Below are 26,996 nucleotides of genomic sequence, written 5' to 3' on the forward strand. Positions count from 1 at the left end.
TTCAGGGCCGAAGTGGTGGCGAGGCGTGCCGTGGATGGACGATAGTGGTGGTTCCCCGCGACAGCGGTGGACCTCTCCTTCGAACAAGATCCACTGAGTAGAAGGAAAACAGACCATGGTGACCGAACGACAGCGCCGGCTCCTGACCCTCTGCGCCCTGCGCCACGAGGGCACGGGCCTGGACTGGAAACTCCTGGCCCGTACCTGCCAAAGGCCGGACGGGCTGGACTCCCTCTTCTCCGGTCACATTCCGGAACGGTCGGCCGCCGCCCGCAAGGCGCTGCCGGTGCTGCGGGCCACGTTGCCCTCGCTCCATGAGGAGCGGGATCGGGTCGAGGCGGAGATCGAGGCCGCGGAGCGGGCCGGAGCGAGGCTCGTCACCGTGCTCGACGACGACTACCCGGCGAATCTCCGGCTCGTCCCGGACCTCCCGCCCTTCCTGTTCGTCCGGGGTGGAATCGTTCCCGAGGACGCCCGTTCCGTTGCCGTCGTCGGCACCCGGCAGGTCACGGAGGAAGGCCGGCGCAGGGCGGCACGGATGGCCCGGGGCCTGGCGCGGGAAGGGGTCGTGGTGGTCTCCGGTCTGGCCCGGGGGGTGGACACCGCCGCGCACACGGCCGCGCTGGAGACAGGTGGGCGCACCGTCGCGGTGATCGGCACAGGCATCGCCGCTCCCACGTATCCGCCGGAGAACCGCGCTCTGGCCGAGCGTCTCGTCGCCGAAGGGGGAGCCGTCGTCTCCCAGTTCTGGCCGACGTCCGGGCCCGCCCGGTGGACCTTCCCCCGGCGCAACGTCACCATGAGCGGGTTCACCCAGGGCACGGTGGTCATCGAGGCGGCTCGTACCTCGGGCGCGAAGATGCAGGCACGGATCGCCGCCGACCACGGAAAGCGGGTCTTCCTCCTGCGCTCCCTTGTGGCGCAGCAGCAGTGGGCCATGACCATGCTGGAACGCGGCAGGGCGAAGGAAGTACGGGAGCTCGCCGACGTCCTCTCCGACCTCGCCAGCGCGGAGCGTGTCCAGCGGGCGGGTGAGCAGCGGCAGCAGCTCGCGCTGGCGGTGCTGTGAGCAGGGTCGACGGACTGGAACCGGCCGGATTCCCCGGCTGCCGGGACTGCCCTTACTACGCGCACGGCAGTGCCGCCGTCTGCGCGGCCTGTGCCGCACGCACCATGACGGCTGTGCCCGAGTACCACTGCCGGGTGTGCAGCCAGGTGACGGACGGCGGGCGGTGCGGCAACGCGTTATGTGGTGCCCCGCCGAGTGAGCGCGGTTTCTCCTCGGTACGCGCTGTCGCCATGTACTCGGGGGATCTGGCCGAGACGATCAGGCGCTTCAAGTACCAGGGCAAGTACGGCTGGGCTCCGATCTTCGGCCGACTGGTCACCGGCTGGCTCGAGCAGCACAGGGACGAGGTCGCCGATATCGATCTCATCGTGGGCAATCCGACCCCGCCTGGCCGTCAGCCCCTCCAGCACATCGAGCGCATCCTTGAGGCCGCCAGGACCGAGGACATCGCCGGGCGCTGGCCCATACCGCCGAGCCCGTTGCTGACCAAGACCGTTCCCACGCCCCGGTCCGCCACCCAGGGGCGGGAAGCGAAGCGCCGCGCGGCTGAGGAACACGCCGCCGTACTCCGGCTTCACATGGACGTGGCGGGGAAGCGGGTCATGCTCTTCGACGATCTGTTCACCACGGGCAGCCAGATGTGTGCGGTCTCCCGTTTCCTGCTTGCGAGGGGCGCCAGGGAGGTCCGTGGCCTGGTGCTGGCACGCGCTCCCTGGGCCGGGAAGAGACCGGGGAAGGTCGGGTCCGGCGCATTGTTCTGAGCGGGCCGTGCGCACGGGCAGGGCACGGCCCCTGTGTGCGGGCGCGTGTACGTGGTCCACGGCGTACCCCGCCCCCGGCCGGCTGAATCGGAGGCTGCGAGTGGCCTCGTGGCCTCGTGGCGTCGGCGGGTGTTGCGGTGGGACCTGAAGTCGGCCGTGTTGGCTGGAAGTTCGCTTTGTTCAACCTCTTGACCGAGGACAGTCCGCCGCTAAGGTCTAGACCTGAGCACCTCAGGTCTAGACCTTAGGTCAGCCTCTGTCCTCGTCCCACGGCGTTGTCCGTGTGAGGGCACGGTGCGCGGACGGTGATGCCCATCGGGGCATCCGGTGCGTCCGCGCACCCGCGCCACCCGGCGGGTCGGCGCGACCGGAGCGGCGTACGCGCCGTACCCCACCCGGTCGCGCCGGACTTCCGGGCGGCGGCCTCGACGACACCGAAGAAAGTGGAATGGCATGAACACGAAGAAGCGAGTGGCCCTTGCGCTCGGCGCGATGGTCGCCCCCCTGCTCGCCGTCAGCCTTCCGGCGGGCACGGCCAACGCCCACGGCTGGGTGACCGACCCCGGCAGCCGCCAGGACCAGTGCGCCCAGGGCGTCGTCGACTGCGGTCAGATCTCGTACGAGCCGCAGAGCGTGGAGGGGCCGAAGGGGCTCAAGAGCTGCAGCGGCGGCAACGAGCAGTTCGCCGAGCTCGACGACGACAGCAAGGCCTGGCGGGTCACGCCGGTCGGCTCCTCGCACACCTTCACCTGGAGCCTGACGGCGCGCCACGCCACCGACACCTGGCAGTACTTCATCGGTGACCGGAAGATCGCCGAGTTCGACGGCAAGGGTGTGCAGCCGCCCTCGCAGGTCAGCCACCAGGTGAACTTCGACGGCCTCACCGGCCGCCAGAAGGTGCTCGCCGTGTGGAACGTGGCGGACACCGCCAACGCCTTCTACGCCTGCATCGACGTCAACATCGGTGGCACGGGCGGCGGCGACGGTGGTGGCGACGGCGGCGGCGACGGTGGCGGCGACGGCGAGCCGGGCGCCTGCGCCTCGCCGGCCTGGGGCACCGGGAACGTCTACAACGGCGGTGACACCGTCACCCACGACGGGCACACCTGGCGCGCCAAGTGGTGGACGCAGGGCGAGGAGCCCGGTGCCACCGGCGAGTGGGGCGTCTGGGAGGACCTCGGAGCCTGCGCGGCCGGGTGATCCGGTGACCGCATGACGCGGCCGGGCCGGCGCGCGCCCGCCGACTACAGGGCGCCGGCCCGTTCGCGTTCCCGCCGCGCGTGTGCCGCCCCGCCCCGTGTCCGGCCCGTTGTCCGGTTCCGTATCCGGTGCGGGGCGGCGCGGGGCGAGCGGATGTGAGCCGGGCCCGGTGGTGGGCGGGGCTCATCGGGTCACCCGCCGCGGGCGGACACGCTCAGCGGCGCTTCCAGCCCCGGTCCTCCTTCCACTGCTCCCACTTGGCCTCCTTCAGCGAGGAGCGCAGGGCGTAGAAGGCGGGCTTGCGCTTGAAGTCCTCGGTCATGACCGTCGCCGAGCCCTCGCCCTCGAAGAACACCGGCACCCAGGAGTACTTGTCGGTGAAGCCCCAGATGGTGAAGGAGTTGCACTCCTCGACCCCCAGGCACGCCTCCAGCACCCGCTGGTACCAGTCGGCCTGCTGCTTCTGCTGCTCGGCGGTGGGCTCACCGCTCTCGGGCAGGTCCATGCGGATGTCCAGCTCGGTGACGGCCGTCTCCAGGCCGAGGTCGTCGAACCGCTGCAGGTTCTGCTGGAGGTCGCCCGGGAAGCCGTAGCGCATGCTCAGGTGCGCCTGCACGGAGAAGCCGTGCAGAGGCACGCCCTGCGCGAGCAGTTCCTGGCTGAGCTCGTAGTAGGCGTCGCTCTTGGCGTTGTCGCTCTCGACGTTGTAGTCGTTGAAGAACAGCTTCGCCTCCGGGTCGGCCTCGTGGGCCCAGCGGAAGGCGTCGGCGATGATCTCCGGCCCGAGCTCGCGGATCCAGATGTTGTCCTGGGTGCGCAGGTTGCCCTGGTCGTCGAAGATCTCGTTGGCCACGTCCCACTGCTGGATCTTGCCCTTGTAGCGGCCGACCACGGTGGTGATGTGCTCGCGCAGGATCTCGCGCAGCTCCTCCTTGGAGAAGTCGCCCTGCTCCAGCCACTCGGGGTTCTGGCTGTGCCACAGCAGCGTGTGGCCGCGCACGACCTGCCGGTGGCGCTCGGCGAACTCGACGATGGCGTCGGCCGCCCCGAAGTCGTAGGTGTCCCGCTCGGGGTGGATGAACTCCCACTTCATCTGGTTCTCGGGGGAGACCGAGCTGAACTGCTGCCCGAGGATCTTCCGGTACTTCCGGTCGTGGGTGAACGGGTCCGGGTAGTCCTGCTCGAGGTGGTGGCCGCCGCCTGCCACGGCGGTGCCCACGTAGAACCCCTTGGGAGCGGCCTCGCGAAGCCGGTCGAACTTGGCGTTGGAGTGCGGTGCGGCCTCCCGGTCGGCGGGCGGGGCGGCCGTGGCCGAGGTCACCACCAGGGGCAGGGACAGTGCGGCCGCGGTGAGTGCGGCGGTGGCGATGCGAACGGGTCTCATCGGAGGGCTCCCATTTTCGGTCGACCTTTTCAAAGTTTCCGGAAATTTTCCGGACGCTTGGTTCAGGGACGCTAAGGGCCGCTCGGCCGGGGCGTCAATACCCGTGCACCACCGCGTTCGCCGAGGTCGTTCCGCGCACCCGTGTGACAGGTGGGGCGGGCAGGACATGGGTGCGGGGGAAGCACGGGTGCACGTGGCACGAGGGAGGACCGGCACATGCCTGCCGGACGTGAGCACATACGTGTGGAGTCGTACGAGGATGGGGAACGGTCCCCGGTCGCTTCCGGGCCGGGGCCGCTTTCGGGCCCCGTCTCGGGACGTGGCGCCGCTAGTGGGCGATCATGCCCCGCTCCGGCCAGGCGCCGGAGGTGCGGTGGGCGCGGGCGATCCCGCGGACCGCGGCGCGGAAGCCGAAGGTCTGCCCGCCGTCGTCCGGTTCGGCCCCGTAGGTCGCCTTGTCCAGGGTCAAGGCCCGCTCCATCTCCTCGGGGCGCCCACCGAACGCGTAACGGACGGTGGAGGCGTCCTCGGAGAGCTTGCGGTAGTGGACGAGTATGGCCATCCGTGCCGCTCCTCCCGATCGTCCCCCGCACTCTGTCCCACCGCCGCACCCGGCACAACACCTCTCCGCCCGCCCCCGGGCGGCGCGGTTGTCGGCGTGACATGCGAACATGCCACGCCATGGACCTGTCCTCGCTCATCGCACGGCTCGAGCTCCCGCCGCCGTCGACGGACTCCGGCCGGCCCGCCGCGCCCGAGCCCGTCCCCGTCGACTGGGACGCGGTCGAGAGCCGGCTGGGGCTGAGGCTGCCCGCCGACTACAGGGCGCTGGTCGCCGCCCTCGGGCCGCTGGAGATCGGCGGGCGGCTGTGGCTGCACACGCCGTGCGAGCGGGAGGGCGATTACGACTACGGGGACTGGCTGTGGGAGACCCACCGGGAGTGCCGTATCTCCTCCCGCCGGGCCCTGCGGCGGGAGCCGCCGCCGTTCCGCCCCGAGCCCGGCGGGCTGCTCGCCTGGGGCGAGACGCGGGAGGGCGTCAGGCTGCTGTGGGACACCGGGGCGTCCGGCGACCCCGACCGGTGGCCGGTCGTCGTGTTCGACGCCGGGGCCGCCCGGCGCGGTGACGATCCGTGGCACGGCTGTGGGACGACGCTGACGCAGACCCTGGCGGCGCTGCTGACCACCGGGATCCGGCTGCCCGGCGGCAGGACGCTCGGGCCGCTGCCGCCCACCGCGCGCCGTCCCGCCTTCCTGGCCGGCGCCCGCCCCTGGAGACCGCCGGAGTCCGGGCCGGAGCCCGTTCCGAAGCCCGAGTCCGGGCCGGAGAGCCGGATGCTCTGACTCGCCCCGTACCGCCGCCGCTCCTCGCCGCCCCCTCAGCGGCCCCGCAGCAGCAGTTCCGTGTTGCGGTCGCCCGCCCTGCCCGCCCGTGCCGTGCTGCGGCCCGGGGCGTTGAAGGCCAGTTCGCGGTAGAGCGAGGCCAGGCCGACGGGGGAGAGGTCGCCGGGGTCGGCGGCGTACGGGGCCGCGGACTCGACGCAGGTGGTGAACAGGGACAGGGTGCCGTCGCCGTTGTCCGTCAGCTCGACGACGCGGGCGAGCTGCGGGTGGTCGACGTGCGAGGCGGTGGTGATCTCCCAGTAGTGGCCGTGCGGCTCGATCCGGTTGCGGTGGCTGTGCCCGTTGATCCAGGCGGTCACATTGGCGTGCCGTCCCAGCAGCGCGGTCAGCTCCGCTCCGCCGACGGTCATGGAGCCGCTGGGGTGGTGGCTGAAGACCAGCACGTGGTCGTCGCCGTGGCGGGTCAGTTCGCGTTCCAGCCAGCGCAGTTGGGCCGCGCCCATGTGGCCGTGCCAGTCCCCGTCCGGGTTGGTGGTGTCCAGACTGACGCCGAGCACGCCGTCGGCGATACGGAAGGAGTAGTACAGCCGCCCCTCCTCCAGGGCGGCCGGGGTGTAGCCGTGACCGACCGGGCCGGGGCCGGTGTACGACGGGTCCAGGTGCGCCGCGGCGTACTCCCGGGTGGTGAGGGGCGCACGGGAGGGGTCGGGGGTGACGGTGCGCATCTTCCGGGAGTTGGCGCGCAGCAGCTCCTCAAGCGCGGCGCCCCGGGTGTCGCGGCCCTTGCGGATCGTTCTGTACATCGCGGCGGCCTCGGCCTCGGGCAGCTCGTACAGCTTCCGCTCCCCGACGGACAGGTCGGCGAGGTATGCGCCGCCCGCGTAGTGGCCGCCGTGGAGGTCGTCGTGGTTGCCGACGGTGGAGTACCAGGGGATGGTCAGACCGGGGCTGGTGAGCCGCCGGATCGCGGCGCCGAGGAGGCCGTCGACGCGGGGGAAGCCGTACCGCGCCCGGTCGGTGTCCTCCGTCCCGCCCTCCGGGTGCCAGTACAGGGGCAGCCCGGAGTTCTGCACCCCCTCGTAGCGCAGCGGGTCGCCGGTGTTGGGGGTGATGCGGCCACCGCTCATCGCGGTGAGGAACCACTCGGTCTCGGCACGGCAGTTGTTGTCGGTGTTGTCCCCGGTGGTGATCGCGAAGCCGAGCGGCGCGCCGGTGGCCGGGCCGCCGCGCAGCGAGTTGATCCGCTCGACCATCGAGACCAGTCCGTGCACCGACAGTGCCTCCTGCGGGCGCCAGGCGCGCGGCTTCCCGGAGCGCAGGTACTCGAAGCGCAACGGGTGCTGCACGTCCGTGACATGGGTGTCGGTGAGCTGGACGAACGAGGCCAGGACGGTGCGCCGGTCCGCGCGCGCCCCGCCGGCGGCGGCCAGGTCCTCCCGTACGACCCGCTCCCAGCCGCGCCCCTCGCCCAGCCGCCGGTAGCCGCTCGCGCCGCGCGGCGCGGCGGTGCTCACCAGCGTGGTCCCGGCGGGGGAGGGGACGGCCGGGGCGGTGGGCGCCGGTGAGGCGGGCGGCGTGGGCGGAGCCGCGGTGGGCGCGGCGGCGTCGGCCGGCTCCCCGCCCGTGCCGAGGGCCACCCCCGTCCCGGTGGCGATCGCGGCGGCCCCGGCGGCGGTGAGCAGGGTGCGGCGGTCGAGGGCGCGGTGGAGCGTGGTGCGGTGGGCGGGCTGGCTGCTGCGGGACATGGGCGTCTCTCCCCGGATGCGAACGCGGCGCCTTGGGGCGGGGCGTTCCCCACCCACCGGGGATCGTCGGCAGCCGCGGTGACCCGCGTTCCAACGGCGTGCGAACGTACGGCGCCGAACAGGGGGCATGGATCACCGGGGACCGCATCCGTCATGTCCCGCCGGCCGTGCGTTCACCGGGGAGGCCGGGAGTTCACCTCCCGGCCTCCCGCTTTCGCCCTCTCCGCTCACTCCCGCGGGGCCGCCTCCGGCTGGGAGCCACCCCGTGAGGCCGCGAACGCGGCCAGCGCCTCGGCCGCGTACGCCTCGGCGGCCGTCTTGGTGGCGCCCAGGCCGCTCAGCGGCCCGTCGCCGTTCTCCAGCTCCAGCAGTGCCAGCAGGATGTGCTCGGTGCCGACGTGGTTGTGGCCCAGCCGCAGCGCCTCGCGGAAGGTGAGCTCCAGCGCCTTCTTCGCCCCCGCGTCGAACGGGACGAGTTCGGGCGCCTCGCCGGCCGCGGGCGGGAGCGCCGCGGTGAGGGCCTCCCGGACCGCCTCCGCCGTCAGGCCCTGTGCGGTGACGGCCTTCGCGCCGAGCCCGTCCGGCTCGCTCAGCAGGCCCAGGGCAAGGTGCTCGGGCCGGATCTCGCCGTGGCCCGCCGCCCGGGCCTCGTTCTGCGCCGCCACCACGGCGTTCCGGGCGCGGGGGGTGAACCGGCCGAACCCCTGGGAAGGGTCCAGGTCCGGTGCGGAGCCCTTGGGGACGAAGCGCTTCTGGGCGGCCTGCTTGGTGATGCCCATGCTCCGGCCGATGTCGGTCCAGGAGGCGCCCGAGCGCCGGGCCTGGTCCACGAAGTGGCCGATCAGGTGGTCGGCCACCTCGCCGAGGTGCTCCGCGGTGAGGACCGCGGTGGACAGCTGCCGCAGGACGTCGGACTCGGTCTGCTTGATGCCCTCGATCAGGTCGTCGAGGCGGACGGTGCCCGTGACGGGCGTCGGATTCTCCATGTGTCAACCTTAGGTTGACGATCCGATTCCGTCAACTTGAGGTTGACGATTTTCGGCCGAGCGCCCTCGTGGAGGGTGCGGCGCTCCGCCGGTGTCCCCGCCGTCACGGCACATCGCCGCAGGTACCGGCGGGAAAAGGCCACCACGTTCCCCGGAGCGGGCGTGCGAGGATGGCCGGAAACCCGAGAACCCGGCCATACGAAGGAGATGACGCAGGTGCCTGGTACGAACCTCACGCGCGAAGAGGCGCGGGAGCGGGCCCGTCTGCTCGAGGTGGACTCCTACGAGATCGAGCTCGACCTCTCCGGCGCGCAGGAGGGAGGAACCTTCCGCTCGGCCACCACGGTGAGGTTCGACGCGCGCGAGGCCCGGGAGAGCTTCATCGACCTGGTGGCCCCGGCCGTGCACGAGATCGTCCTCAACGGCGAGTCCCTCGACCCCGCCGAGGCCTTCGCCGACTCGCGCATCGCCCTGCCCGGCCTGGCCGCCGGACGCAACGAGCTGCGCGTGGTCGCCGACTGCGCCTACACCAACACCGGCGAGGGCCTGCACCGCTTCGTCGACCCCGTCGACGACCAGGCGTACCTCTACACGCAGTTCGAGGTGCCCGACGCCCGCCGCGTCTTCGCCTGCTTCGAGCAGCCCGACCTGAAGGCGTCCTTCGCCTTCACCGTCACCGCCCCCGAGGGCTGGACGGTGATCTCCAACTCGCCCACCCCGAAGGACGGAGGGCAGGGCGGGAACGTCTGGCGCTTCGAGCCGACCCCGCGCATCTCCTCCTACATCACCGCGCTGATCGCCGGCCCGTACCACTCGGTGCACAGCAGCTGGGAGGACGGCGAGGGCCGCAGCGTCCCGCTGGGCGTCTACTGCCGCCCCTCACTGGCCGAGCACCTGGACGCGGACGCGATCTTCGAGGTCACCCGCCAGGGCTTCGACTGGTTCGAGGAGAAGTTCGACCACCCCTACCCCTTCGCCAAGTACGACCAGCTCTTCGTCCCCGAGTTCAACGCGGGCGCGATGGAGAACGCGGGCGCCGTCACCATCCGCGACCAGTACGTCTTCCGCTCCAAGGTGACGGACGCCGCCTACGAGGTGCGGGCCGAGACGATCCTGCACGAGCTGGCCCACATGTGGTTCGGCGACCTGGTCACCATGGAGTGGTGGAACGACCTGTGGCTGAACGAGTCGTTCGCCACCTACACCTCCATCGCCTGCCAGGCCGCCGCCCCCGGCAGCCGCTGGCCGCACGCGTGGACGACCTTCGCCAACTCCATGAAGACCTGGGCCTACCGCCAGGACCAGCTCCCCTCCACGCACCCGATCATGGCCGAGATCCGCGACCTGGACGACGTCCTGGTCAACTTCGACGGCATCACCTACGCCAAGGGCGCCTCCGTCCTCAAGCAGCTGGTGGCCTACGTCGGCCAGGACGCCTTCTTCCGCGGCGTGCAGACGTACTTCAAGCGGCACGCCTGGGGCAACACCCGTCTGACCGACCTGCTCACCGCCCTGGAGGAGACCTCCGGCCGGGATCTGAAGATCTGGTCGAAGGCGTGGCTGGAGACGGCCGGCATCAACGTCCTGCGCCCGGAGATCGAGGTGGACGAAGGCGGCGTCATCACCTCCTTCGCCGTGCGCCAGGAGGCCCCGGCCCTGCCGGCGGGCGCCAAGGGCGAGCCGCTGCTGCGTCCGCACCGCATCGCCGTCGGCTCCTACGAGCTGGAGGACGGGAAGCTGGTGCGCACCGGCCGGGTCGAGCTGGACGTGGACGGCGAGCGCACCGAGGTGCCCGAACTGGCCGGCACCCGCCGCCCGGCGGTGGTCCTGCTCAACGACGACGACCTGTCCTACGCCAAGGTCCGGCTCGACGAGGCGTCCCTGGCCACCGTCACCGGCCACCTGGGCGACTTCGCCGAGTCGCTGCCGCGCGCCCTGTGCTGGGCCTCGGCCTGGGACATGACCCGCGACGGCGAGCTGGCCGCCCGCGACTACCTGGAGCTGGTGCTCTCCGGCATCGGCAAGGAGTCCGACATCGGCGTCGTCCAGTCCCTCCAGCGGCAGGTCAAGCTGGCCCTGGACCTGTACGCCGCCCCGAGCTGGCGCGAGGCCGGGCTGCTGCGCTGGTCCGAGGCCGCGCTGGAGCGGCTGCGCACGGCCGGGCCCGGCAGCGACCACCAGCTCGCCTGGGCGCGGGCGCTGGCCGACACCGCCCGCACCGACGAGCAGCTCGGCCTGGTCGCCGGACTGCTGGACGGCGGCCAGGAGATCGAGGGCCTGACGGTGGACACCGAGCTGCGCTGGGCACTGCTCCACCGCCTCGCGGCCACCGGGCGCGCGGACGAGGCCGCCATCGAGGCCGAGCTGGAGCGCGACCGCACCTCGGCCGGCGAGCGGCACGCGGCGGCGGCGCGGGCGGCCCGGCCGACGCAGGAGGCCAAGGCGCAGGCGTGGGCCTCGGTCGTGGAGTCCGACAAGCTGCCCAACGCCATGCAGGAGTCGGTCATCGGCGGTTTCGTCCAGACCGACCAGCGCGAGCTGCTCGCCCCGTACACCGCGAAGTACTTCGACGTGCTCAAGGACGTGTGGGAGTCGCGCAGCCACGAGATGGCCCAGCAGATCGCGGTCGGCCTCTACCCGACCCTGCAGGTGTCCGAGGAGACGCTGCGGGCCACGGACGCCTGGCTGGAGTCGGCCGAGCCCAGCGCGGCCCTGCGCCGCCTGGTGACCGAGTCGCGCGCGGGGGTCGAGCGGGCGCTGAAGGCGCGGGCGGCGGACGCGGCGGCGGCCGTCTGACGTTCCGGGAGCCGCTCCGGGAGCCGATCCGGGAGCCACGAAGGGGGCGGTGCCCGCGCACTGGAGGCGCGGGCACCGCCCCCTTCCCGGTGTATCCGGGGGTTCTGGGGTCTCTCAGCCGGACGCGGCGCCGCGCGGCGCGGCGGTCTCGCCGGATGTTTCCGCGCTCCCCCCGTCGCCTCCCCTGTCACCTTCCCCGTCGCCGTCCCCGTTTCCGTCGCCGTCGGTGTCCCCGGAGCGGGTGGCCGCCAGGGACCAGCCGATCGAGACGGCGATGGCGGCGGCGATGACCCCGAGGGTGACGGGGATGGGGAGCTTGCCGACGGGGGTCTCGGACAGGATCAGCTTGATGCCGGCGAAGACGAGCAGGAACGCCAGCCCGTAGTGGAGGTAGGTGAAGCGCCGCAGCAGCCCGGACAGGCAGAAGTACAGGCTGCGCAGGCCGAGGACGGCGAAGGCGTTGGCCGTCCACACCAGGAAGGTGTCGGTGGTGATGGCCAGGACGGCGGCGACCGAGTCGATGGCGAAGATCAGGTCGGTGGCCTCGATCGCGACGAGCGCGACGAACAGCAGGGTGGCCACCCGGCGCCCGTCGATCCGGACGAAGAAGCGGTCGCCGTGGTACCGGGAGTCGGTCGGGACGACCTTCCTCACCAGCCGCACGAGCGGGTTGCGGTTCGGGTGGACCTCCTCGTCGTGCGAGAAGGCCATCTTCCAGCCGGTCCAGATCAGGAACGCGCCGAAGAGGTAGGCGGTCCAGAAGAAGACCTGGAGCAGTTCGGCCCCGACGAAGATGAACACCAGCCGGGCGGCGAGCGCGCCGATCACGCCCCAGAAGAGGATCTTGTGCTGGTAGGCCTCGGGAACGGCGAAGAACGAGAAGACCAGGGCGAAGACGAAGACGTTGTCGATCGAGAGGGCCTTCTCGATCAGGTAGCCCGCGTAGTAGGTGCCGGCGGTGTCGCTGCCCTGCCAGGCCCACAGCACGAGGCCGAAGCCCAGGCCGGCGGCGATCCACACCGCACTCCAGACGGCCGCCTCACGGAAGCCGATCACATGGTTGTCGCGGTGGGCGAGCAGGTCGACGGCGAGCATCGCGGCGATGCCCAGGGTCAGGGCGGCCCACACCCACAGGGGGACGGCCAGTGACGGGTCGTTCAACGGGATCGGGTTCCTTCCGTCGTCGGCGGGTTCGACCGGGTCGGCGGGGCCGGCGGGGTCGGCGCGGTGCCGCGCAGGGGGGCCCAGGGCGCGCGGCCCGCCGTGTGCACCGGCGGGCCGCCGTGGAGGGCGGCGGCCTCCCGCAGTGCGGCGGCGTCGACTCCGGCGGGGCCGGTACGGGCGGCTACCACCGCGTCGCAGCGGTTCCGGCGGGCCAGGGCGACCACACCGGCGGCGGTCCGCAGCCGCGTGCCGTGGCGCGGCGGCAGACGGTGAGCGGTGGGTATGTGGCCCAGGCCGGCCCGTCCGAGGCGGGGCAGCACCCTGGCCAGGACGGCGGCGCCCGCCCGCCCGGCGGCCCGGTCGTCCACGTGTGCGGGCAGTACGGCCACCAGCAGCAGGGGCGCCCGGTGGATCCCGGCCAGACGCACGGCGGCGTCGGCGACGGCGATGTCGTCGAGACGGTCGGTGAGGACGGCGGCGATCGGTCGGGGCGGGAGGTGCGGCGCGGTCACGGCGGATCCGCCTTCCTGCGCTGAAACGGTCATATGCCCAAGAGTCACCCGAAAAGAGAACCGCGTCAATGATTACGTGAAAAGTTTTTCGCTAATCCTGGAGCGTCCTTCCATGGGTGACATGCGAAGCGTGGATCGTACGATGGAGGCATGACCGTCTCCCCCTCCCGCGGCGACCGGTGGACCTTCCTCACCAACCACGCCCGCGTGCTCCTGCACATCGCCCGCGACCCCGAGGTCCGGCTGCGGGACGTCGCGGCGTCCATCGGCATCACCGAGCGCGCGACCCAGGCGATCGTCGCCGACCTGGAGGCCGCCGGATACCTCAGCCGCACCCGGGTCGGCAGGCGCAACCGCTACACCGTCGACCCCACCGTCGCCCTGCGCCACCCCTCGGAGGCGGACCACCCCGTCGGCGACCTGCTCGACACCTTCCTCCACCGCGAGGACTCCCCGGCCGCCCCCGCCTCCCGGGCCGCGGTGTCCCGGGAGGGGGAGGGGCGGGAGGCTTCCGGCGCCTGAGGACCGGTGCTCACCGCGGCAGGACCTCCACGTACGGGACCGGCCCGCGCTCCGGCGCGGTCACCAGGGCGGTGCGGACCACGGCGGCCTGCCGCGCGGGGCGGTCGCGGAGCGCGGCCGCGGTGACGTGGACGACCGTGACGCCCTGCCCCCGCAGCCGCTCGCGCTTGCGGGCGTACGCCGGCGGGCGTGTGCCGCCCCGCGCACCTGCGCCGCCCCGCGCCTCCGTGCCGTCGCGGAGATCGATCTCGACGGCCACGGCCTGCTCCGGCCAGTAGGCGTCCACCCCGCCGAGGTGAGGGCCGCCGGGCAGCCGGAGGTCGACGTTCCAGCAGGGCTCGGGCAGACCGTGGGCGCGGACCAGGCCGTACAGCAGACTCTCGGCCACCGACCGGCTCTCGGCCAGCAGCGCGTCCACGGCGTCCGCCAGATGCGGGCGGCCCAGCAGCCGGGCCCGCGCCAGCTCGCGGACGACGGCCCGCGCCTCGCAGTGGCCGCCGCGCACCGCCTCGGTCAGCATCCGGCACACCGCCACCGCGTCGCCGGTCCGGGCTGCGGTGTCGGCCAGTGCGCGGGGCACCGGGGCCACGGGCAGGCCGGTGATCTCCTCGGGTACGGGGAGGTGGCGGGTGCGCACCACGCGGGCGCACCCGGCCGGGCGCAGCCGCCGGGTGTGCGGCACCAGTACGTCGATGTGCTCCAGGGCGGACAACGGGGGCGTGGAGGAGAAGCCGTGCAGGGCGAGCGCGGCGGGCCCGGTGATCACCGCAGCCGGCGTCTCGCGGACGGCGGGGCGGCCGGCGGAACCGGGGGAACCGGCGGAACCGGGGGAGATCTGCCCCGGCACGCGGTCCGCCCCCGCCGCGTACAGCAGCACCGCGTGCAGCCGCTCCTCGCCGGTCGGCGGCCCGGGGTGCAGCAGATAGACACCGGGCAGCGGCATCCGCCAGGGCCCGCCCGGTCGGCAGCGCTCACCGGCGGCGGCGGCCGACACGCCGTGCTCGCGCAGCGTGCGGGCCGTCACCACCCGTCGGCGTACGTGCGACAGACGGCGGACGGGGCGGGGGGACACGGGGGTCTCATGGCTCATGTCCCCGCGATTCCCGCCCGCGTTCCGCCCGCCAACCTCTGTTACACACCCGTCGACGAACGCGGACACACCCGTCCTAAAGTACGGGCGTTCGAGCGCCGATCAGCTCCCCGCCGCATGGGCGGCCGCGTCGCGGCGCTGCGCCCGCAGCGCCCGCGCCGTGTCGTCGCGGGCCTCCAGCACCAGGCGCCGCAGCGCGGGAGCGGCCCCCTCGTGCGCGGCCAGCCAGGCGTCCGTCCGCTCCAGCACGTCCTGGTCGTCCTGGAGCGCCGGGAACAGGCCGCGCACGACCGACATGCCGATCTCGATGGAGCGCTCGGCCCACACCCGTTCGATCACCTCGAAGTACCGCGGCGCGTACGGCGCCAGCAGCTCCCGCTGCCCCGGCTGGTCGAAGCCGGAGATGGTCGCCTCCACCAGCGCGTTGGACAGGCGGTCGCAGTCCACCACGTCCGTCCACGCCCGCGCCTTGACCTCGGCCGACGGCCGCGCGGCCAGACAGCGCACCTGGTGCCGCTTGCCGGAGGCGGTGTCGTCGCGGACCAGCTCGGCCGCCAGCCGCCCCTCGTCGGCCAGCCCCTGGGAGGCCAGCGTCTCCAGGAAGGTCCAGCGCAGCTCCTGGTCGACCTCCAGCCCGTCGATCCGGCCCGTGCCCTCCAGCATCCTGTCCAGCACCTGGAGGTCGTGCTCGTCGTGCGCGACGGCGGCGAAGAACCGCGCCCACGCGAGCTGGTGGTCGCCGCCCGGCTCCGCCTGCCGCAGATGCCGCAGCGCGCCCTGGGCGAGCAGCCGCGCGCCCTCCTCGCGCCACTCGGGCGCGACGTAGTGCACCAGGGCGGCGCGCGCCCAGGCGTGCAGCATCTGCACCACGCCGATGTCGGACTCCCGGCCGCCGAAGCGCAGCACCAGGTCGAGGAAGTCGCGGGCGGGCATCAGCGCGTCGCGCGTGAGGTTCCACAGGGCCGACCAGCACAGCGCGCGGGCCAGGTTGTCGGTGACCGAGCCCAGGTGGGAGCGGAGGGTGTCCAGGGACGCCTCGTCGAGGCGGACCTTGCAGTACGTCAGATCGTCGTCGTTGACGAGGATCAGCTCGGGGCGCTCGGCGCCCGCCAGCTCCTCCACGACCGTCCGCACGCCGGTGACGTCCACCTCCGCGCGGGCGTAGCGCTCCAGCGCGCCCCCCGCGGTCCGCCGCCGGTACAGGCCGACCGCCACCCGGTGCGGGCGCAGCACCGGATACTCCTCGGCCGCCTCCTGGACGACCGCCAGCTCGGTGATCCGGCCCGCGGAGTCGTAAGTGGCCTGCGGAGTGAGGGAGTTGACCCCGGCCGTCTGCAGCCAGGCGCGCGCCCACTCGCCCATGTCGCGCCCGGAGGTCTCCTCCAGCACCGACAGCAGGTGCTCCAGCCGCGTGTTGCCCCACTCATGGCGCTTGAAGTACCGCCGCGCGCCCTCCAGGAAGGCGTCACGCCCCACATACGCCACCAGCTGCTTGAGGACGGAGGCGCCCTTGGCGTAGGTGATGCCGTCGAAGTTGAGCTTGGCGTCCTCCAGATCCCGGATGTCGGCGGTGATCGGGTGGGTGGAGGGCAGCTGGTCGGCGCGGTACGCCCAGGACTTGCGGCGGTTGGCGAAGGTGATCCAGCCGTCGGTGAAGCGGGTGGCCTCCACCATCGAGAAGGAGCCCATGAAGTCGGCGAAGGACTCCTTGAGCCACAGGTCGTCCCACCACTCCATGGTGACCAGGTCGCCGAACCACATGTGCGCCATCTCGTGCAGGATGACGTTGGCCCGCCCCTCGTAGGAGGCGTCGGTCACCTTGCCGCGGAAGACGAACTCCTCGCGGAAGGTCACACAGCCCGGGTTCTCCATCGCGCCGAGGTTGTACTCGGGCACGAACGCCTGGTCGTACTTGCCGAACGGGTACGGGTAGTCGAAGTGGTCGTGGAAGAAGTCCAGGCCCTGCTTGGTGACGGTGAAGATCTCGTCGGCGTCGAAGTGGCGGGCCAGCCCCCTGCGGCACAGCGCGCCCAGCGGGATCACCAGTTCGCCGCCGCCGGGCAGCTCGCGCCGGTAGACGTCGGTGACGTGGTGGTAGGGGCCGGCCACGACGGTGGTGATGTACGTCGAGATCGGCTTCGTCACCTCGAAGCGCCAGACGGCCGCGCCGTCCCCGGCCGGCTCCGGCTCACCGGTGCGCGCGCCGTTGCTCAGCACCGTCCACCGCGCGGGGGCGGTCACGGTGAAGGCGAAGGGCGCCTTGAGGTCGGGCTGCTCGAAGTTCGCGAACACCCGGCGGGCGTCGGCCGGTTCGTACTGGGTGTAGAGGTAGGTCTCCCCGTCCTCGGGGTCGAGGAAGTGGTGCATCCCCTCGCCGGTGCGGCTGTACGCGCACCAGGCGTCCACGGTCAGGGTGTTCTCGGCCTCCAGGGAGTCCAGCGCGACGCGCGTGCCGTCGAACACCTCGTCCACGTTCAGCTCGCGGCCGTTGAGCGTCACCGAGGCGACCGCCGGGGCCAGCAGGTCGGCGAAGGTCGAGGCGCCCGGCTCGGCGCAGCGGAAGCGGATGGTGGTGGTGGAGCGGAAGGTGCGCGGGCCGTCCCCGGGGTGGGGCCCGACCGCGGAGCACAGGTCGAGCGCGACGTCGTACCCGTCCACGGTCAGCAGCCGGGCGCGCTCCCGGGCCTCGTCACGGGTCAGATTCTCACCGGGCACGGCGTGACTCCCTCGTCTCGCGTCTCGACAACGAAGGGCCAGGATTTCATGCGGCCGTGCGCCGGTGCGCAGCCGGTCGACCGGCCGGTCGGACGGGCAGCCGGTGCGGGCCGTGCGGTGCGGGTTGTGCGGTGCGGGCCCGGGCCGGGAATCACCGCGCGGCCCCCGGGCGTTCCCACCAGGCACCCCGGCGGCCGTCCGCGCGACGGCCGCCGTCCGTGGCGCGTGTCCGCGACAAGAAGACCCGCACGATCCGTCCGACGAGGAGACCCGCATGCCCGAGACGTCCGAGACCGCGAGCAGGACCCCGGCCGACTTCTGGTTCGACCCCATCTGCCCGTGGGCCTGGATGACCTCCCGCTGGATGCTGGAGGTGGAGAAGGTCCGCCCGGTCGAGGTGCGCTGGCACGTGATGAGCCTGTCGGTGCTCAACGAGAACCGGCTGGACGAGCTGCCGCGGCAGTACGTCGATCTGATCGAGGCCGGCTGGGGCCCGGTGCGCGTGCTGACCGCCGCCGAGCAGAAGCACGGCCCCGAGGTGCTCGGCCCGCTCTACACCGCCATGGGCACCCGCTTCCACAACCGGGGCCTGCCCAACGAGCGCGCCACGATCGTGGACGCGCTGAAGGAGGCCGGCCTTCCCGGGGAGCTGGCGGACGCGGCCGACACGGACGTCCACGACGAGCGGCTGCGCGCCTCGCACGAGGAGGGCATCGGTCTGGTGGGCCAGGAGGTCGGCACCCCGGTGATCGCCGTACCGGGTGCGGACGGAAAGCAGACGGCCTTCTTCGGCCCGGTCGTCACCCCGGCGCCCAAGGGCGAGGCGGCGGCCCGGCTGTGGGACGGCACGCTGATGGTGGCCTCCACTCCCGGCTTCTTCGAGCTGAAGCGGACCCGCACGGAGGACCCGAAGTTCGACTGAGCCGCCGGTCCCCGCCCCCGGTCCCCGTCCCCGCGCCCCCGGTCCCCGTCCATGGGCGGGGACCTTCCGTGCCGCCCGCCGCCCGTGGCACGCGAAGGCTGAGAAGACGACCGCGCGGGCGGCGGGCGGCACGTACGGCAGCGGCGGGCCCGGCGCTGCGGACAACAGCGCGCGGGGCAACAGCGCGCGCCGGAGCGTACGCAGGCGCGGCGGCTACCGCTCGCGCGCCGCCCGGGCGGCCGCCCTCGCCGCGGCCCGCCGCTGCCGCACCAGCCCGGCCGCCGACAGGGCCAGGGTGAGCCCGGCGGTGAAGGCGAGCTGGGTGCGGGTGTCGCCCTCGCGCAGCATCAGCAGCAGCACCGCGGCCACCCCCGCCAGCGACAGCCAGGTCAGCGCGGGGAACAGCCACATGCGCACCACCAGCCGCTCCGGCGCCTCGCGCTCCAGCCTGCGGCGGGTGATCAGCTGGGAGACGGCGATGAAGCCCCACACCACCAGCACGGCGGCGCCGACCATGTTCAGCAGCCAGGCGAAGACGGTGTCGGGCCACCAGAAGCTCAGCAGCACGGCGAAGAACCCGAAGGCGGCCGAGGCCAGCACCGTCCGGCGCGGCACCCCGCCGCCGACCCGTCCCAGGAAGGCCGGGCCCTCGCCCCGGGCGACCAGCGAGTACGCCATCCGCGAGGCGCCGTAGACGTTGGCGTTCATGGCCGACAGCAGGGCGACCAGCACCACCACGTTCATGACCTCGGCGGCGGCCGGGACGCCGATGTGGTCCAGCACGGCGGCGTACGGGCCGGAGAGCACCGACTCGTCGTCCCAGGGGATCAGCGTGACGATCACCGCGATCGAGCCGACGTAGAAGACGGCGATGCGCCACATCGCCGTGCGCACGGCCCTGGCCACACCCCGCACCGGGTCCTTCGACTCGGCCGCGGCGATGGTCACCGTCTCCAGCCCGCCGTAGGCGAAGACCGAGGCCAGCAGGCCGACGACCAGGCCCTCCACGCCGTTGGGCAGGAAGCCGCCCTGCCCGGTGAGGTTGCCCAGACCGGGGGAGGGGGTGGAGGGCAGCAGGCCCGAGGCGGCCACGAGGCCCAGGACGATGAACAGGACGATCGCGGCGACCTTCAGCGCGGCGAACCAGAACTCGTACTCGCCGAAGTTCCGCACGGCCAGCAGGTTGCTGCCGGTGAACACCGCCATGAAGACGGCCACCCACAGCCACTGCGGGGTACCCGGAAGCCAGCCCGTCATGATCGTCGCCGCGCCCAGCGCCTCCACGGCGACGGCCACGCACAGCAGCACCCAGAAGATCCACCCGGCGGTGAAGCCGGCCCACGGGCCGATCGCGCGCTCGGCGTGCACGGAGAAGGAACCGGAGGCGGGGTGGGCGGCGGACATCTCGCCGAGCATCCGCATCACCAGCATCACCAGCAGTCCGGAGGCGGCGTAGGCCAGGACGATGGACGGGCCCGCGGCGGCGATGCCCGCACCGGAGCCGACGAAGAGGCCGGCGCCGATCACGCCGCCGAGGGCGATCATCGACAGATGGCGCTGCTTGAGACCGTGGGAGAGGGCTGAGTGCTCGGTGCCGTCCGCCTCCCGGCGGGGGGAGGCGGTGGTCTTCGCATCGGGCGTGCCGGACATGGGGAAGGTGCCGTCCAGGGGATCGGGGAGGGGAAGGAAAGCGGAACACTTGACTCCGCACTCGGCCAGTGTGGGCGTCCGACCCGGTCCGCGGCAACGTCCCCCGCCCCACTGTCCGATATGCGGACACCCTGGCCGCTCCGTGCGCCGGCCGCCGGCGCCGGCCGTCGGCACGCGCCGCTCCAGGCGCCCTCCAGTCGCCCCCCACAAGCTGGACCTGCCCTTCTTTGTCGCCAATCTCACGGGGGCTTCGGCGCTAACGTCGGTTAACGTCGGGGCGTCCCCCGAAGTCCTCACGAGACCGGAGCCGTGATGAGCACCTCTGCCACCACCACAGCCACCGTCCGCCCGGGCGCCGTCCTCGCCGACGTCCTGCCCGCCTCCACCGCCGCCCGCGCCCGCCTGCGCGACGTGGCGCTGGTCCTCGGCGGCGCCGCGCTCACCGGGCTGGCCGCGCAGCTCGCGGTCCCCGTGCCGGGCTCGCCCGTCCCCGTCACCGGCCAGACCTTCGCCGCCCTGCTGCTCGGCGCCGGCCTGGGACCCCGCCGCGCCCTGGCCTCCATGGGCCTGTACGCCGCCGCGGGCGTGGCCGGGATGCCGTGGTTCGCCGAGGGCGCCTCCGGCGCCGCGATGCCCTCCTTCGGGTACATCGTCGGCATGCTGCTGGCCGCCGTCGCCGTCGGCGCCCTGGCCCGCCGCGGAGGTGACCGCGGCGCACTGCGCACCGCCGGGACCATGGCCGTGGGCACCGCGATCATCTACGCCGTCGGCGTCCCCTACCTGGCGCTGGCCACCGGCATGTCCATCGGCCAGGCCGTCGCGGCCGGTCTGGTGCCCTTCCTGATCGGCGACGCGCTCAAGGCGGCCCTGGCCATGGGAGCCCTCCCCACGGCCTGGAAGCTGGTCGGGCGCAAGTCCTGAGCCGGCCCTGAATAGACTTCCGTCCCATGCGCGTGTACCTCGGCTCCGACCATGCCGGCTACGAACTGAAGAACCACCTCGTCCAGTGGCTGAAGGAGGCCGGGCACGAGCCCGTCGACTGCGGCCCCCACATCTACGACGCGGCTGACGACTACCCGCCCTTCTGCCTGCGCGCCGCGGAGCAGACGGCCGACGACGAGGACTCCCTGGGCATCGTCATCGGCGGCTCGGGCAACGGCGAGGCCATCGCCGCCAACAAGGTCAAGGGGGTGCGGGCCGCGCTGGCGTGGAGCGTGGAGACCGCCAGGCTGGGCCGGGAGCACAACGACGCCAACGTGATCAGCGTCGGCGCCCGGATGCACACCACCGACGAGGCCGTCTCCTTCGTGCGGGCCTTCCTCGACACCCCGTTCTCCGGCGACGAGCGGCACATCCGCCGTATCGACATGCTCTCGTCGTACGAGCGGACCGGGAACCTCCCGCCCGTCCCCGCCCACCACCCCCAGCAGGACTGAACCCGCGAGGACTGAACCGCACCCGTGCCGGAAGGCCACACCATCCACCGGCTGGCCGCCGACCTCGACGAGAGGTTCGGCGGCCGGCCCGTCCACGCCTCCAGCCCCCAGGGCCGGTTCGAAGGCGGGGCCGCCCTCGTCGACGGCCGGACGATGGGCGGCGCCGACGCCCACGGCAAGCACCTCTTCCTCGGCTTCCCGCGTTTCGAGGGGGAGGCAGGCGGCGAGTGGATCCACATCCACCTGGGCCTGTACGGCTCCTTCGCCCTCGGCGGGGGAGCGCCCCCCGCCCCCGTCGGGCAGATACGCCTGCGCCTGGCCACCGCCGAGGCGCCCCTGGCCCACGCGGACCTGCGCGGCCCCAGCACCTGCGAACTGCTCACCGGAGCCGAGAAGGACGCGGTCACCGGCCGCCTGGGTCCCGACCCGCTGCGCCCCGACGCCGACCCCGGGCGGGCCTGGGCGCGGATCTCCCGCAGCCGCACCACGGTCGCCGCGCTGCTGATGGACCAGAAGGTCGTCGCGGGCGTCGGCAACGTCTACCGCGCCGAGGTCCTCTTCCGGCACAACATCGACCCCTACCGGGCGGGCAGGGACCTCACCCGGGCCGAATGGGAGGCGGTCTGGGCGGACCTGGCCGGGCTGATGCGCGAGGGCGTACGGAACAACCGCATCGACACCGTACGGCCCGAGCACACCCCCGAGGCCATGGGCCGCCCGCCGCGCGTGGACGACCACGGCGGCGAGGTGTACGTCTACCGCCGGGCCGGGATGCCCTGCCACATCTGCGGCGAGGAGATCCGCACCGCCCCGCTCGCCGCCCGCAACCTGTTCTGGTGCCCCGGCTGCCAGAAGCCCTGACCCGCCGCCGGGCCCGCCCCGGCGGACCGCCCCACCGGGCCCACCGGTGTGCCCGAGCCGTCAGAAGCCGTGCGGCAGCCACGGAGCGACGGGCCAGGAGAACGCGGTCGCGGCCCCGGCCAGCGCCCCGGGACGCAGCTCCCGCACCCGTCCGGCGCCCGCCAGCGCGGCCAGGGACGTACCGCCCAGATAGATCTCGCCCAACTCCCTCGCGCCCAGCGCCAGTTCGGCCGCGTCACCGGTGCGCTCGCAGGACGCGCCCGAGACGTCGCCGGTCAGCCGCCAGCGCCCCGTGTTCCAGGGGCAGAAGGAGTCCTCCACCTCCAGCACCACGTCCACCGGCGCCGCGTAGCGGCGGGCCGCCAGCGCCGCGCCCACCTCCACCGGACGCAGGTGCAGCAGGTCGCGCAGACCGAGCTCGCACCGCCGGACGTCACTGACCAGGTGGAGCAGCGGATCGTCCACCGGACGGGACCTCGCCTCCACCGCCGAGGTCAGGTCGATCCCGAACAGGAAGCGCCACAGCGCCGCGTACGCCGCCGGGTCCGGCGCCTCCAGATCGTGCACCACCACCGTGCCCCTCGGCCCGGCCGCGTCCCACTCCGGCTTGACGGCGTAGCGGGCGTATCCGCGCAACTCGCCGTCCGCCTCGGCCAGCACGCAGCGCAGCGCCGACGCGCCCGCCCGCCAGCCCTCGGGGTCCAGCACCCCCTGCCGCTCCCAGCCCGGGCGCCGCTCCAGCATGCCGGGCCGGGAAGGCACCAGGCGGGCGTACAGCTTCTCGCACTCCTCCAACGACCCGGCCGGGTCGGCGTTCCGCAGCCGGATCCCGTCCGCACCCGGCGGCACCGCCAGGCGCACCCGGGCCGTGTCGATCCGCGCGCGCAGGTGGCGGGCGGCGACGCCGTACCCGAAGCGCCCGTAGATCGCCGGCTCCGAGGCGGTCAGCACCGCCAGCGGCTCCCCGGCCGCCCGTACGTCGTCCAACTGCCGCCGCATCATGGCGGTCAGGATGCCGCGCCGCCGGTGCGTGGCGGCCACGCTGACCATCGACAGCCCGCCGGTGGGCACGATCGCGCCACCGGGAACCGACATGCGGAAGGAGAGCGTGCCGGCCGTACCGACGATCTCCTCCCCGTCCCGGACGGCGATCGACCGCTCGAACTCCGTCAGCTCCCGCCACAGCGCCCGGGCCTCCGGCGGCTCGGACTCCCCGAAGGCGAGTTCGAGCTTGCCGTACCAGTCGTCCCATTCCCCGGGGCTCAGCGTCCGCATATCCGTACTCGTCATGCGCCCATCCCTATCAGGGAGGCGTGAGCCGGGCGACTGGTTATCGAACACCGTTTCAGGTCACCCCATATCGGGAATCGACGGACCCCCGAACGGGTGGATAAGGTCCCTGACATGGCAGGTCGCACGGGCAAGACCCTCCCCGCGCCCCGGTTGTACCAGGCCCGCAAGGCCGTCCACCGGGCCCGCACCGTCCTGCGCCGCTCCGCCGTCGACTACTTCCGCGGCGAGGGGTCCGACTGGATCGCCTTCGCCGCCCTGCTCGCCACCGTCCCCGCCCTCGCCTACGCCACCGCCGCCGAGCCGCTGTGGTTCGCGCCCGAGGCCCTGGTGCTGCCGGTCATCGCGGGCGGCCTGCTGCTGCGCCCGGCCAGCCTGCTGGTCCTGTACGCCGCCGCGGCCGGCGCCCTGATCGTGGAGGCCACCGTGCTCGGCCCGTACACGGCCGGGCCCGGCCGCGTCACACCGGGGACGGTCCTGGTGGTGGGCGCGGTCGGGCTCTCCGGGCTGCTGATCGCCCAGTTCCGCAGCCGGGTCGGCGTCCCCTGGCGGCGCGGCAACACCATGCTGTTCGACCTGCGCGAACGCATCCGCGTCCAGAGCAAGCTGCCGATGCTGCCCGCGGGCTGGCACCGGGAGATGGCGCTGCGCCCGGCGGGCGGGCAGTCCTTCTCCGGCGACTTCGTCGTCGCCACCCTCACCGGGCCCGACCGCCGCACCCTGGAGGCCGTCCTCACCGACGTCTCCGGCAAGGGCATGGACGCGGGCTCCCGCGCGCTGCTGCTGTCCGGCGCCTTCGGCGGACTGCTGGGCTCCCTGCCCCCGCACGCCTTCCTCCCGGCCGCCAACGACTACCTGCTGCGCCAGGACTGGCAGGAGGGCTTCGCGACCTCCGTCCACCTCGTCCTCGACCTCGACAGCGGCGACTACGAGCTGTTCTCCGCGGGCCATGTGCCGGCCCTCCAGCTCAACGCCGGCAGCGGCCGCTGGGAGGAGAAGAACGCCGACGGACCGCTCCTGGGTGTCTACGACGGCGCCCGGTTCGACCCGGTCAAGGGCAGCCTGCGCCCCGGCGACGTCCTGATGCTCTTCACCGACGGTCTGGTGGAGACCGCCGAGAGGGAGCTGACCGAGGGCATCGACCGGCTGACGGGAGAGGCCGACCGCTATGTCGTCGCGGGCTTCGAGGGGGCCGCCTGGCATCTGATCGAGGCCGTCGCCCGCGACGTCAACGACGACCGGGCCCTGCTGCTGATCCGCCGTGACTGACGGCATGGGGGGCGCGGTCGGCATGCCCGGCACGACCGGCACGACCGGCGGGCCGCGGTGGCCGGTCACCGAGGCGGAGGCGGTGGCCGAGCAGGAGCGCATCCGGGCCGCGGCCGACCCGGTGGGCCCGGGACCGGCGCCGGGGCAGGCGCGCCGGATCGCCGGGGTCGACGTCACCTACGACGAGGACGGCGACCTGCTGGTCGCGGCGGCCGTGGTGCTGGACGCGGAGAGCCTGGAGGTCCTGGAGGAGGCCGTCCACACCGGCCGCAGCCGCTTCCCGTACATCCCCGGCCTGCTCGCCTTCCGCGAGCTGCCGCCGGTACTGGCCGCGCTGGAGAAGCTCGGCACATCACCCGATCTGGTGGTCTGCGACGGCTACGGCTACGCCCACCCCCGGCGGGCCGGGCTGGCGGTGCATCTGGGCGTACTGACCGGGCTGCCGTGCTTCGGGGTCGCCAAGTCGCCCTTCGTCTTCGACCACACCGAGCCGGGACCGCGGCGGGGCGACACCTCGCCGCTGCTGGACCGGAGCTCCACCCCGGCCGAGACCGTGGGCCGCGCGCTGCGCACCCGGCCCGGCGTCAGACCGGTCTTCGTCTCCGCCGGGCACGGGATTGGACTGGACCACGCCTGCGCCCACACCCTGCGCCTCGCCCCGCGCTACCGGCTGCCGGAGACGACGCGCGGCGCCGACGGACTCAGCCGCAGGGTCCTGAGGGAGATCAGGCAGGGTCCGCGGGAGCCGTACGGCGCCGCGGAGCGGTGAGATCCCGGGCGGACGGTCAGCGCGGGCCGGACGCTCCGGCCGACCCGGACGCCCCGGCGGACTCGGCGGACTCGGCCGGGACGGCGGTGCGCTGCCGGGCCTCCTCGGCGGCATCGCGTCTGAAGATCCAGTCCACCCTGGGCTCCACCGCGAACCGGAACGTCCGCCGCACCGGCGAGCCGCACAGCAGCGCCGCCAGGGCCGCGGCGCCGATCGTCAGCACGACGATGCCGGCCGGCGTGGTGATCCACGGGACAGCGTCGTACCACCCGAAGATCCGCGAGGCCTGCGCCAGGAAGCCGTGCAGCAGGTAGGCGTACAGCGTCCCCGCGCCCAGCGCGGTGAACCACATGTGGCGCCGGGGGACCCAGGCGAAGAAGCAGACGGCCAGCACCAGCGAGCAGGCGAACATCGCCAGGTTCATGGCGATGCCGATCCACCAGGGCACGCCGAGTTCCTGGCCGCTGCTGTTGTGGTAGAACCACGCGAAGTTCATCCGGGGTCCCGACCAGTAGGCGAAGACCAGCGCCGCGGCGGCCACGGGGACGCTCAGCAGCCGCACCTCGCGCCGCCTCACGCGCTCGAAGTGCTCGGGGCGCAGACAGAGGCCGAGGACGAAGAACGGCAGGAGCTGCAGCACCCGCTGGAAGTCCAGGTCGTTGCCGATGTCGGGCGACACGGAGGCCAGCAGGGCGATGCCCAGGGCCACCGGCAGGGGCCGGCGCAGCGCCTTCCAGACGGGCGTCGTCAGCCGCCACACGAACAGCGCGATCAGGAACCAGGTCAGATACCAGGGATCGAGCAGGCTCACGGGGTGCTCGGGGGAGTCCGCCGCACGCTTGAACAGGCTGTAGACGGTCTCGAAGATCAGATACGGCACCAGTACGCCGGCCACCAGCCGCCGCACCCGGCTCGGGCGCAGGTCGAAACCGCGGGAGAAGTAGCCGGAGACGACGATGAAGGCCGGCATGTGGAAGGCGTAGACGAAGTTGTAGGCCGCCAGCACCGCCCGCGAGTCGTCGACCACCGGCCGCCAGGCGTGTCCCACCACGACCAGCGCGATCGCCAGGAACTTGGCGTTATCGAAGAAGGCGTCCCGCCGCCCGGCTCCTTCCGTTCCGCCTCCCGGCCCGGGCCGGGAGGTCCCCGGCGCCGACGGTGCGGACGGCGCCGACGGCGCGGAGGGTACGGCCGCGTCGGGCCCGGCGGGAGGGAGCGGGGAGCGCTCATGGCCGACTTGGAACATCTGCCGCACCATAGTGGGAATCCGTCCGGAGGTAAATCCGGGAAGGCCTCACCGCCCGCGGGAAAAGGAATTGCGACCGGTGTCTTCCGGGCAGTCCGCGGTCGGTGACTTCTCCCGGAGAGTGTCCGTTAAGTTCCATTGACCCACTCCTTCAATCCGTCCATATCGGACTTTTCGCCCTGGTGTGTGCCGCTCTTTCCCCAGGGGGGTTTCTCCGTCCGGCGCGGGGTGTGCCGCCACTCAATTCCAAAGGTGAAGTAATTGG

At 73.1% G+C, this 26,996-nt stretch carries 23 protein-coding genes; 12 read left to right on the plus strand and 11 right to left on the minus strand.

The annotated features are described in order from the left end of the window. Positions 1-115 precede the first annotated feature (115 nt). The 3 genes from CUT83_RS21050 (at position 116) to CUT83_RS21060 (ending at position 3,030) form a co-directional block, all read left to right on the plus strand. The gene (locus CUT83_RS21050) at positions 116-1,069 is read left to right on the plus strand and encodes a DNA-processing protein DprA (RefSeq protein WP_101257391.1); all 954 of its coding nucleotides are present in this window, start codon (positions 116-118) and stop codon (positions 1,067-1,069) included. Continuing rightward, positions 1,066-1,830 (plus strand): ComF family protein, encoded by a 765-nt coding sequence (locus CUT83_RS21055; protein ID WP_240958374.1) that lies wholly within the window; start codon positions 1,066-1,068, stop codon positions 1,828-1,830. Before CUT83_RS21050 ends, CUT83_RS21055 begins: the two co-directional genes overlap by 4 nt. 453 nt (positions 1,831-2,283) lie before the next feature. Then, positions 2,284-3,030 (plus strand): lytic polysaccharide monooxygenase, encoded by a 747-nt coding sequence (locus CUT83_RS21060; protein ID WP_093849150.1) that lies wholly within the window; start codon positions 2,284-2,286, stop codon positions 3,028-3,030. A gap of 214 nt (positions 3,031-3,244) precedes the next feature. Here CUT83_RS21060 and CUT83_RS21065 read toward each other — a convergent pair whose 3' ends face one another. Beyond that, positions 3,245-4,414: an endo-1,4-beta-xylanase gene (locus CUT83_RS21065; RefSeq protein WP_101257392.1), complete on the minus strand. Its 1,170-nt coding sequence runs from the start codon at positions 4,412-4,414 to the stop codon at positions 3,245-3,247. Between the two features lie 328 nt (positions 4,415-4,742). Continuing rightward, a complete protein-coding gene (locus CUT83_RS21070; RefSeq protein ID WP_101257393.1) occupies positions 4,743-4,976 on the minus strand; it encodes a hypothetical protein in 234 nt (77 codons plus the stop codon). 119 nt (positions 4,977-5,095) lie between these two features. Here CUT83_RS21070 and CUT83_RS21075 point away from each other — a divergent pair, with 119 nt between their 5' ends. Then, on the plus strand, positions 5,096-5,758 hold the full coding sequence (locus CUT83_RS21075) for an SMI1/KNR4 family protein (RefSeq protein ID WP_101257394.1): 663 nt from the start codon (positions 5,096-5,098) through the stop codon (positions 5,756-5,758). A gap of 35 nt (positions 5,759-5,793) precedes the next feature. Here CUT83_RS21075 and CUT83_RS21080 read toward each other — a convergent pair whose 3' ends face one another. After that, on the minus strand, positions 5,794-7,503 hold the full coding sequence (locus CUT83_RS21080; RefSeq protein ID WP_101257395.1) for a TIGR03767 family metallophosphoesterase: 1,710 nt from the start codon (positions 7,501-7,503) through the stop codon (positions 5,794-5,796). Positions 7,504-7,730: 227 nt separating this feature from the next. Then, positions 7,731-8,489: a Clp protease N-terminal domain-containing protein gene (locus CUT83_RS21085; protein WP_101257396.1), complete on the minus strand. Its 759-nt coding sequence runs from the start codon at positions 8,487-8,489 to the stop codon at positions 7,731-7,733. Positions 8,490-8,705: 216 nt separating this feature from the next. On the opposite strand from CUT83_RS21085, the gene pepN (CUT83_RS21090) reads away from it, so the two are divergent. Continuing rightward, the gene (pepN, locus tag CUT83_RS21090) at positions 8,706-11,285 is read left to right on the plus strand and encodes an aminopeptidase N (RefSeq protein ID WP_101257435.1); all 2,580 of its coding nucleotides are present in this window, start codon (positions 8,706-8,708) and stop codon (positions 11,283-11,285) included. A gap of 114 nt (positions 11,286-11,399) precedes the next feature. Here pepN (CUT83_RS21090) and CUT83_RS21095 read toward each other — a convergent pair whose 3' ends face one another. Then, the gene (locus CUT83_RS21095; RefSeq protein ID WP_101257397.1) at positions 11,400-12,446 is read right to left on the minus strand and encodes a TerC family protein; all 1,047 of its coding nucleotides are present in this window, start codon (positions 12,444-12,446) and stop codon (positions 11,400-11,402) included. After that, entirely contained in the window at positions 12,443-12,994 is a 552-nt protein-coding gene (locus CUT83_RS30490) for a universal stress protein (RefSeq protein WP_194074723.1), read from the minus strand. Before CUT83_RS30490 ends, CUT83_RS21095 begins: the two co-directional genes overlap by 4 nt. 117 nt (positions 12,995-13,111) lie before the next feature. On the opposite strand from CUT83_RS30490, the gene CUT83_RS21105 reads away from it, so the two are divergent. Further along, on the plus strand, positions 13,112-13,483 hold the full coding sequence (locus CUT83_RS21105) for a helix-turn-helix transcriptional regulator (protein WP_101257398.1): 372 nt from the start codon (positions 13,112-13,114) through the stop codon (positions 13,481-13,483). 10 nt (positions 13,484-13,493) lie between these two features. On the opposite strand, the gene CUT83_RS21110 is transcribed toward CUT83_RS21105, so the two are convergent. Next, positions 13,494-14,573 carry a hypothetical protein gene (locus CUT83_RS21110; RefSeq protein ID WP_165869624.1) on the minus strand — a complete coding sequence of 360 codons (1,080 nt, stop codon included), beginning with the start codon at positions 14,571-14,573 and terminating at the stop codon, positions 13,494-13,496. A gap of 102 nt (positions 14,574-14,675) precedes the next feature. Then, the gene (gene pepN, locus CUT83_RS21115) at positions 14,676-17,288 is read right to left on the minus strand and encodes an aminopeptidase N (RefSeq protein WP_101257400.1); all 2,613 of its coding nucleotides are present in this window, start codon (positions 17,286-17,288) and stop codon (positions 14,676-14,678) included. A gap of 274 nt (positions 17,289-17,562) precedes the next feature. Here pepN (CUT83_RS21115) and CUT83_RS21120 point away from each other — a divergent pair, with 274 nt between their 5' ends. Further along, on the plus strand, positions 17,563-18,210 hold the full coding sequence (locus CUT83_RS21120) for a mycothiol-dependent nitroreductase Rv2466c family protein (RefSeq protein ID WP_101257401.1): 648 nt from the start codon (positions 17,563-17,565) through the stop codon (positions 18,208-18,210). Positions 18,211-18,423: 213 nt separating this feature from the next. On the opposite strand, the gene CUT83_RS21125 is transcribed toward CUT83_RS21120, so the two are convergent. Then, on the minus strand, positions 18,424-19,860 hold the full coding sequence (locus CUT83_RS21125) for an amino acid permease (protein WP_101257402.1): 1,437 nt from the start codon (positions 19,858-19,860) through the stop codon (positions 18,424-18,426). 312 nt (positions 19,861-20,172) lie between these two features. On the opposite strand from CUT83_RS21125, the gene CUT83_RS21130 reads away from it, so the two are divergent. Genes CUT83_RS21130 through CUT83_RS21140 form a run of 3 tightly spaced genes read left to right on the plus strand, consistent with a single transcriptional unit; the run spans position 20,173 to position 22,157 of the window. Continuing rightward, on the plus strand, positions 20,173-20,781 hold the full coding sequence (locus tag CUT83_RS21130) for a biotin transporter BioY (protein ID WP_101257403.1): 609 nt from the start codon (positions 20,173-20,175) through the stop codon (positions 20,779-20,781). Positions 20,782-20,807: 26 nt separating this feature from the next. Then, the gene (locus CUT83_RS21135; RefSeq protein WP_101257404.1) at positions 20,808-21,296 is read left to right on the plus strand and encodes a ribose-5-phosphate isomerase; all 489 of its coding nucleotides are present in this window, start codon (positions 20,808-20,810) and stop codon (positions 21,294-21,296) included. 24 nt (positions 21,297-21,320) lie between these two features. After that, positions 21,321-22,157 carry an Fpg/Nei family DNA glycosylase gene (locus CUT83_RS21140; RefSeq protein ID WP_101257405.1) on the plus strand — a complete coding sequence of 279 codons (837 nt, stop codon included), beginning with the start codon at positions 21,321-21,323 and terminating at the stop codon, positions 22,155-22,157. Positions 22,158-22,217: 60 nt separating this feature from the next. On the opposite strand, the gene CUT83_RS21145 is transcribed toward CUT83_RS21140, so the two are convergent. Beyond that, entirely contained in the window at positions 22,218-23,447 is a 1,230-nt protein-coding gene (locus CUT83_RS21145) for a GNAT family N-acetyltransferase (protein WP_240958370.1), read from the minus strand. Between the two features lie 114 nt (positions 23,448-23,561). Between CUT83_RS21145 and CUT83_RS21150 the strand changes: the two genes are divergently transcribed. Together CUT83_RS21150 and CUT83_RS21155 are read left to right on the plus strand one after the other, a co-directional pair. Continuing rightward, positions 23,562-24,716: a PP2C family protein-serine/threonine phosphatase gene (locus CUT83_RS21150; protein ID WP_173915122.1), complete on the plus strand. Its 1,155-nt coding sequence runs from the start codon at positions 23,562-23,564 to the stop codon at positions 24,714-24,716. Positions 24,717-24,720: 4 nt separating this feature from the next. Beyond that, complete coding sequence (locus CUT83_RS21155; RefSeq protein WP_420882492.1) at positions 24,721-25,485, plus strand: endonuclease V; 765 nt, start codon at positions 24,721-24,723, stop codon at positions 25,483-25,485. A 16-nt stretch (positions 25,486-25,501) separates the two neighbouring features. Here CUT83_RS21155 and CUT83_RS21160 read toward each other — a convergent pair whose 3' ends face one another. Continuing rightward, entirely contained in the window at positions 25,502-26,731 is a 1,230-nt protein-coding gene (locus CUT83_RS21160) for an acyltransferase family protein (protein WP_240958369.1), read from the minus strand. Positions 26,732-26,996: the final 265 nt, after the last annotated feature.

This window comes from Streptomyces barkulensis (assembly GCF_002843305.1).
GTDB classification, from domain to species: Bacteria; Actinomycetota; Actinomycetes; order Streptomycetales; family Streptomycetaceae; genus Streptomyces; species Streptomyces barkulensis.

What these genes read in the sequence shown, in the direction of transcription:
- CUT83_RS21050 (WP_101257391.1), top strand. Translation starts at nt 116, where the DNA reads ATGGTGACCGAACGACAGCGCCGGCTCCTGACCCTCTGCGCCCTGCGC.
- CUT83_RS21060 (WP_093849150.1), top strand. Translation starts at nt 2,284, where the DNA reads ATGAACACGAAGAAGCGAGTGGCCCTTGCGCTCGGCGCGATGGTCGCC.
- CUT83_RS21065 (WP_101257392.1), bottom strand. Translation starts at nt 4,414, where the DNA reads ATGAGACCCGTTCGCATCGCCACCGCCGCACTCACCGCGGCCGCACTG.
- CUT83_RS21070 (WP_101257393.1), bottom strand. Translation starts at nt 4,976, where the DNA reads ATGGCCATACTCGTCCACTACCGCAAGCTCTCCGAGGACGCCTCCACC.
- CUT83_RS21075 (WP_101257394.1), top strand. Translation starts at nt 5,096, where the DNA reads ATGGACCTGTCCTCGCTCATCGCACGGCTCGAGCTCCCGCCGCCGTCG.
- CUT83_RS21080 (WP_101257395.1), bottom strand. Translation starts at nt 7,503, where the DNA reads ATGTCCCGCAGCAGCCAGCCCGCCCACCGCACCACGCTCCACCGCGCC.
- CUT83_RS21085 (WP_101257396.1), bottom strand. Translation starts at nt 8,489, where the DNA reads ATGGAGAATCCGACGCCCGTCACGGGCACCGTCCGCCTCGACGACCTG.
- CUT83_RS30490 (WP_194074723.1), bottom strand. Translation starts at nt 12,994, where the DNA reads ATGACCGTTTCAGCGCAGGAAGGCGGATCCGCCGTGACCGCGCCGCAC.
- CUT83_RS21105 (WP_101257398.1), top strand. Translation starts at nt 13,112, where the DNA reads ATGACCGTCTCCCCCTCCCGCGGCGACCGGTGGACCTTCCTCACCAAC.
- CUT83_RS21110 (WP_165869624.1), bottom strand. Translation starts at nt 14,573, where the DNA reads ATGAGCCATGAGACCCCCGTGTCCCCCCGCCCCGTCCGCCGTCTGTCG.
- CUT83_RS21120 (WP_101257401.1), top strand. Translation starts at nt 17,563, where the DNA reads ATGCCCGAGACGTCCGAGACCGCGAGCAGGACCCCGGCCGACTTCTGG.
- CUT83_RS21125 (WP_101257402.1), bottom strand. Translation starts at nt 19,860, where the DNA reads ATGTCCGGCACGCCCGATGCGAAGACCACCGCCTCCCCCCGCCGGGAG.
- CUT83_RS21130 (WP_101257403.1), top strand. Translation starts at nt 20,173, where the DNA reads ATGAGCACCTCTGCCACCACCACAGCCACCGTCCGCCCGGGCGCCGTC.
- CUT83_RS21135 (WP_101257404.1), top strand. Translation starts at nt 20,808, where the DNA reads ATGCGCGTGTACCTCGGCTCCGACCATGCCGGCTACGAACTGAAGAAC.
- CUT83_RS21145 (WP_240958370.1), bottom strand. Translation starts at nt 23,447, where the DNA reads ATGACGAGTACGGATATGCGGACGCTGAGCCCCGGGGAATGGGACGAC.
- CUT83_RS21150 (WP_173915122.1), top strand. Translation starts at nt 23,562, where the DNA reads ATGGCAGGTCGCACGGGCAAGACCCTCCCCGCGCCCCGGTTGTACCAG.
- CUT83_RS21155 (WP_420882492.1), top strand. Translation starts at nt 24,721, where the DNA reads ATGGGGGGCGCGGTCGGCATGCCCGGCACGACCGGCACGACCGGCGGG.
- CUT83_RS21160 (WP_240958369.1), bottom strand. Translation starts at nt 26,731, where the DNA reads ATGTTCCAAGTCGGCCATGAGCGCTCCCCGCTCCCTCCCGCCGGGCCC.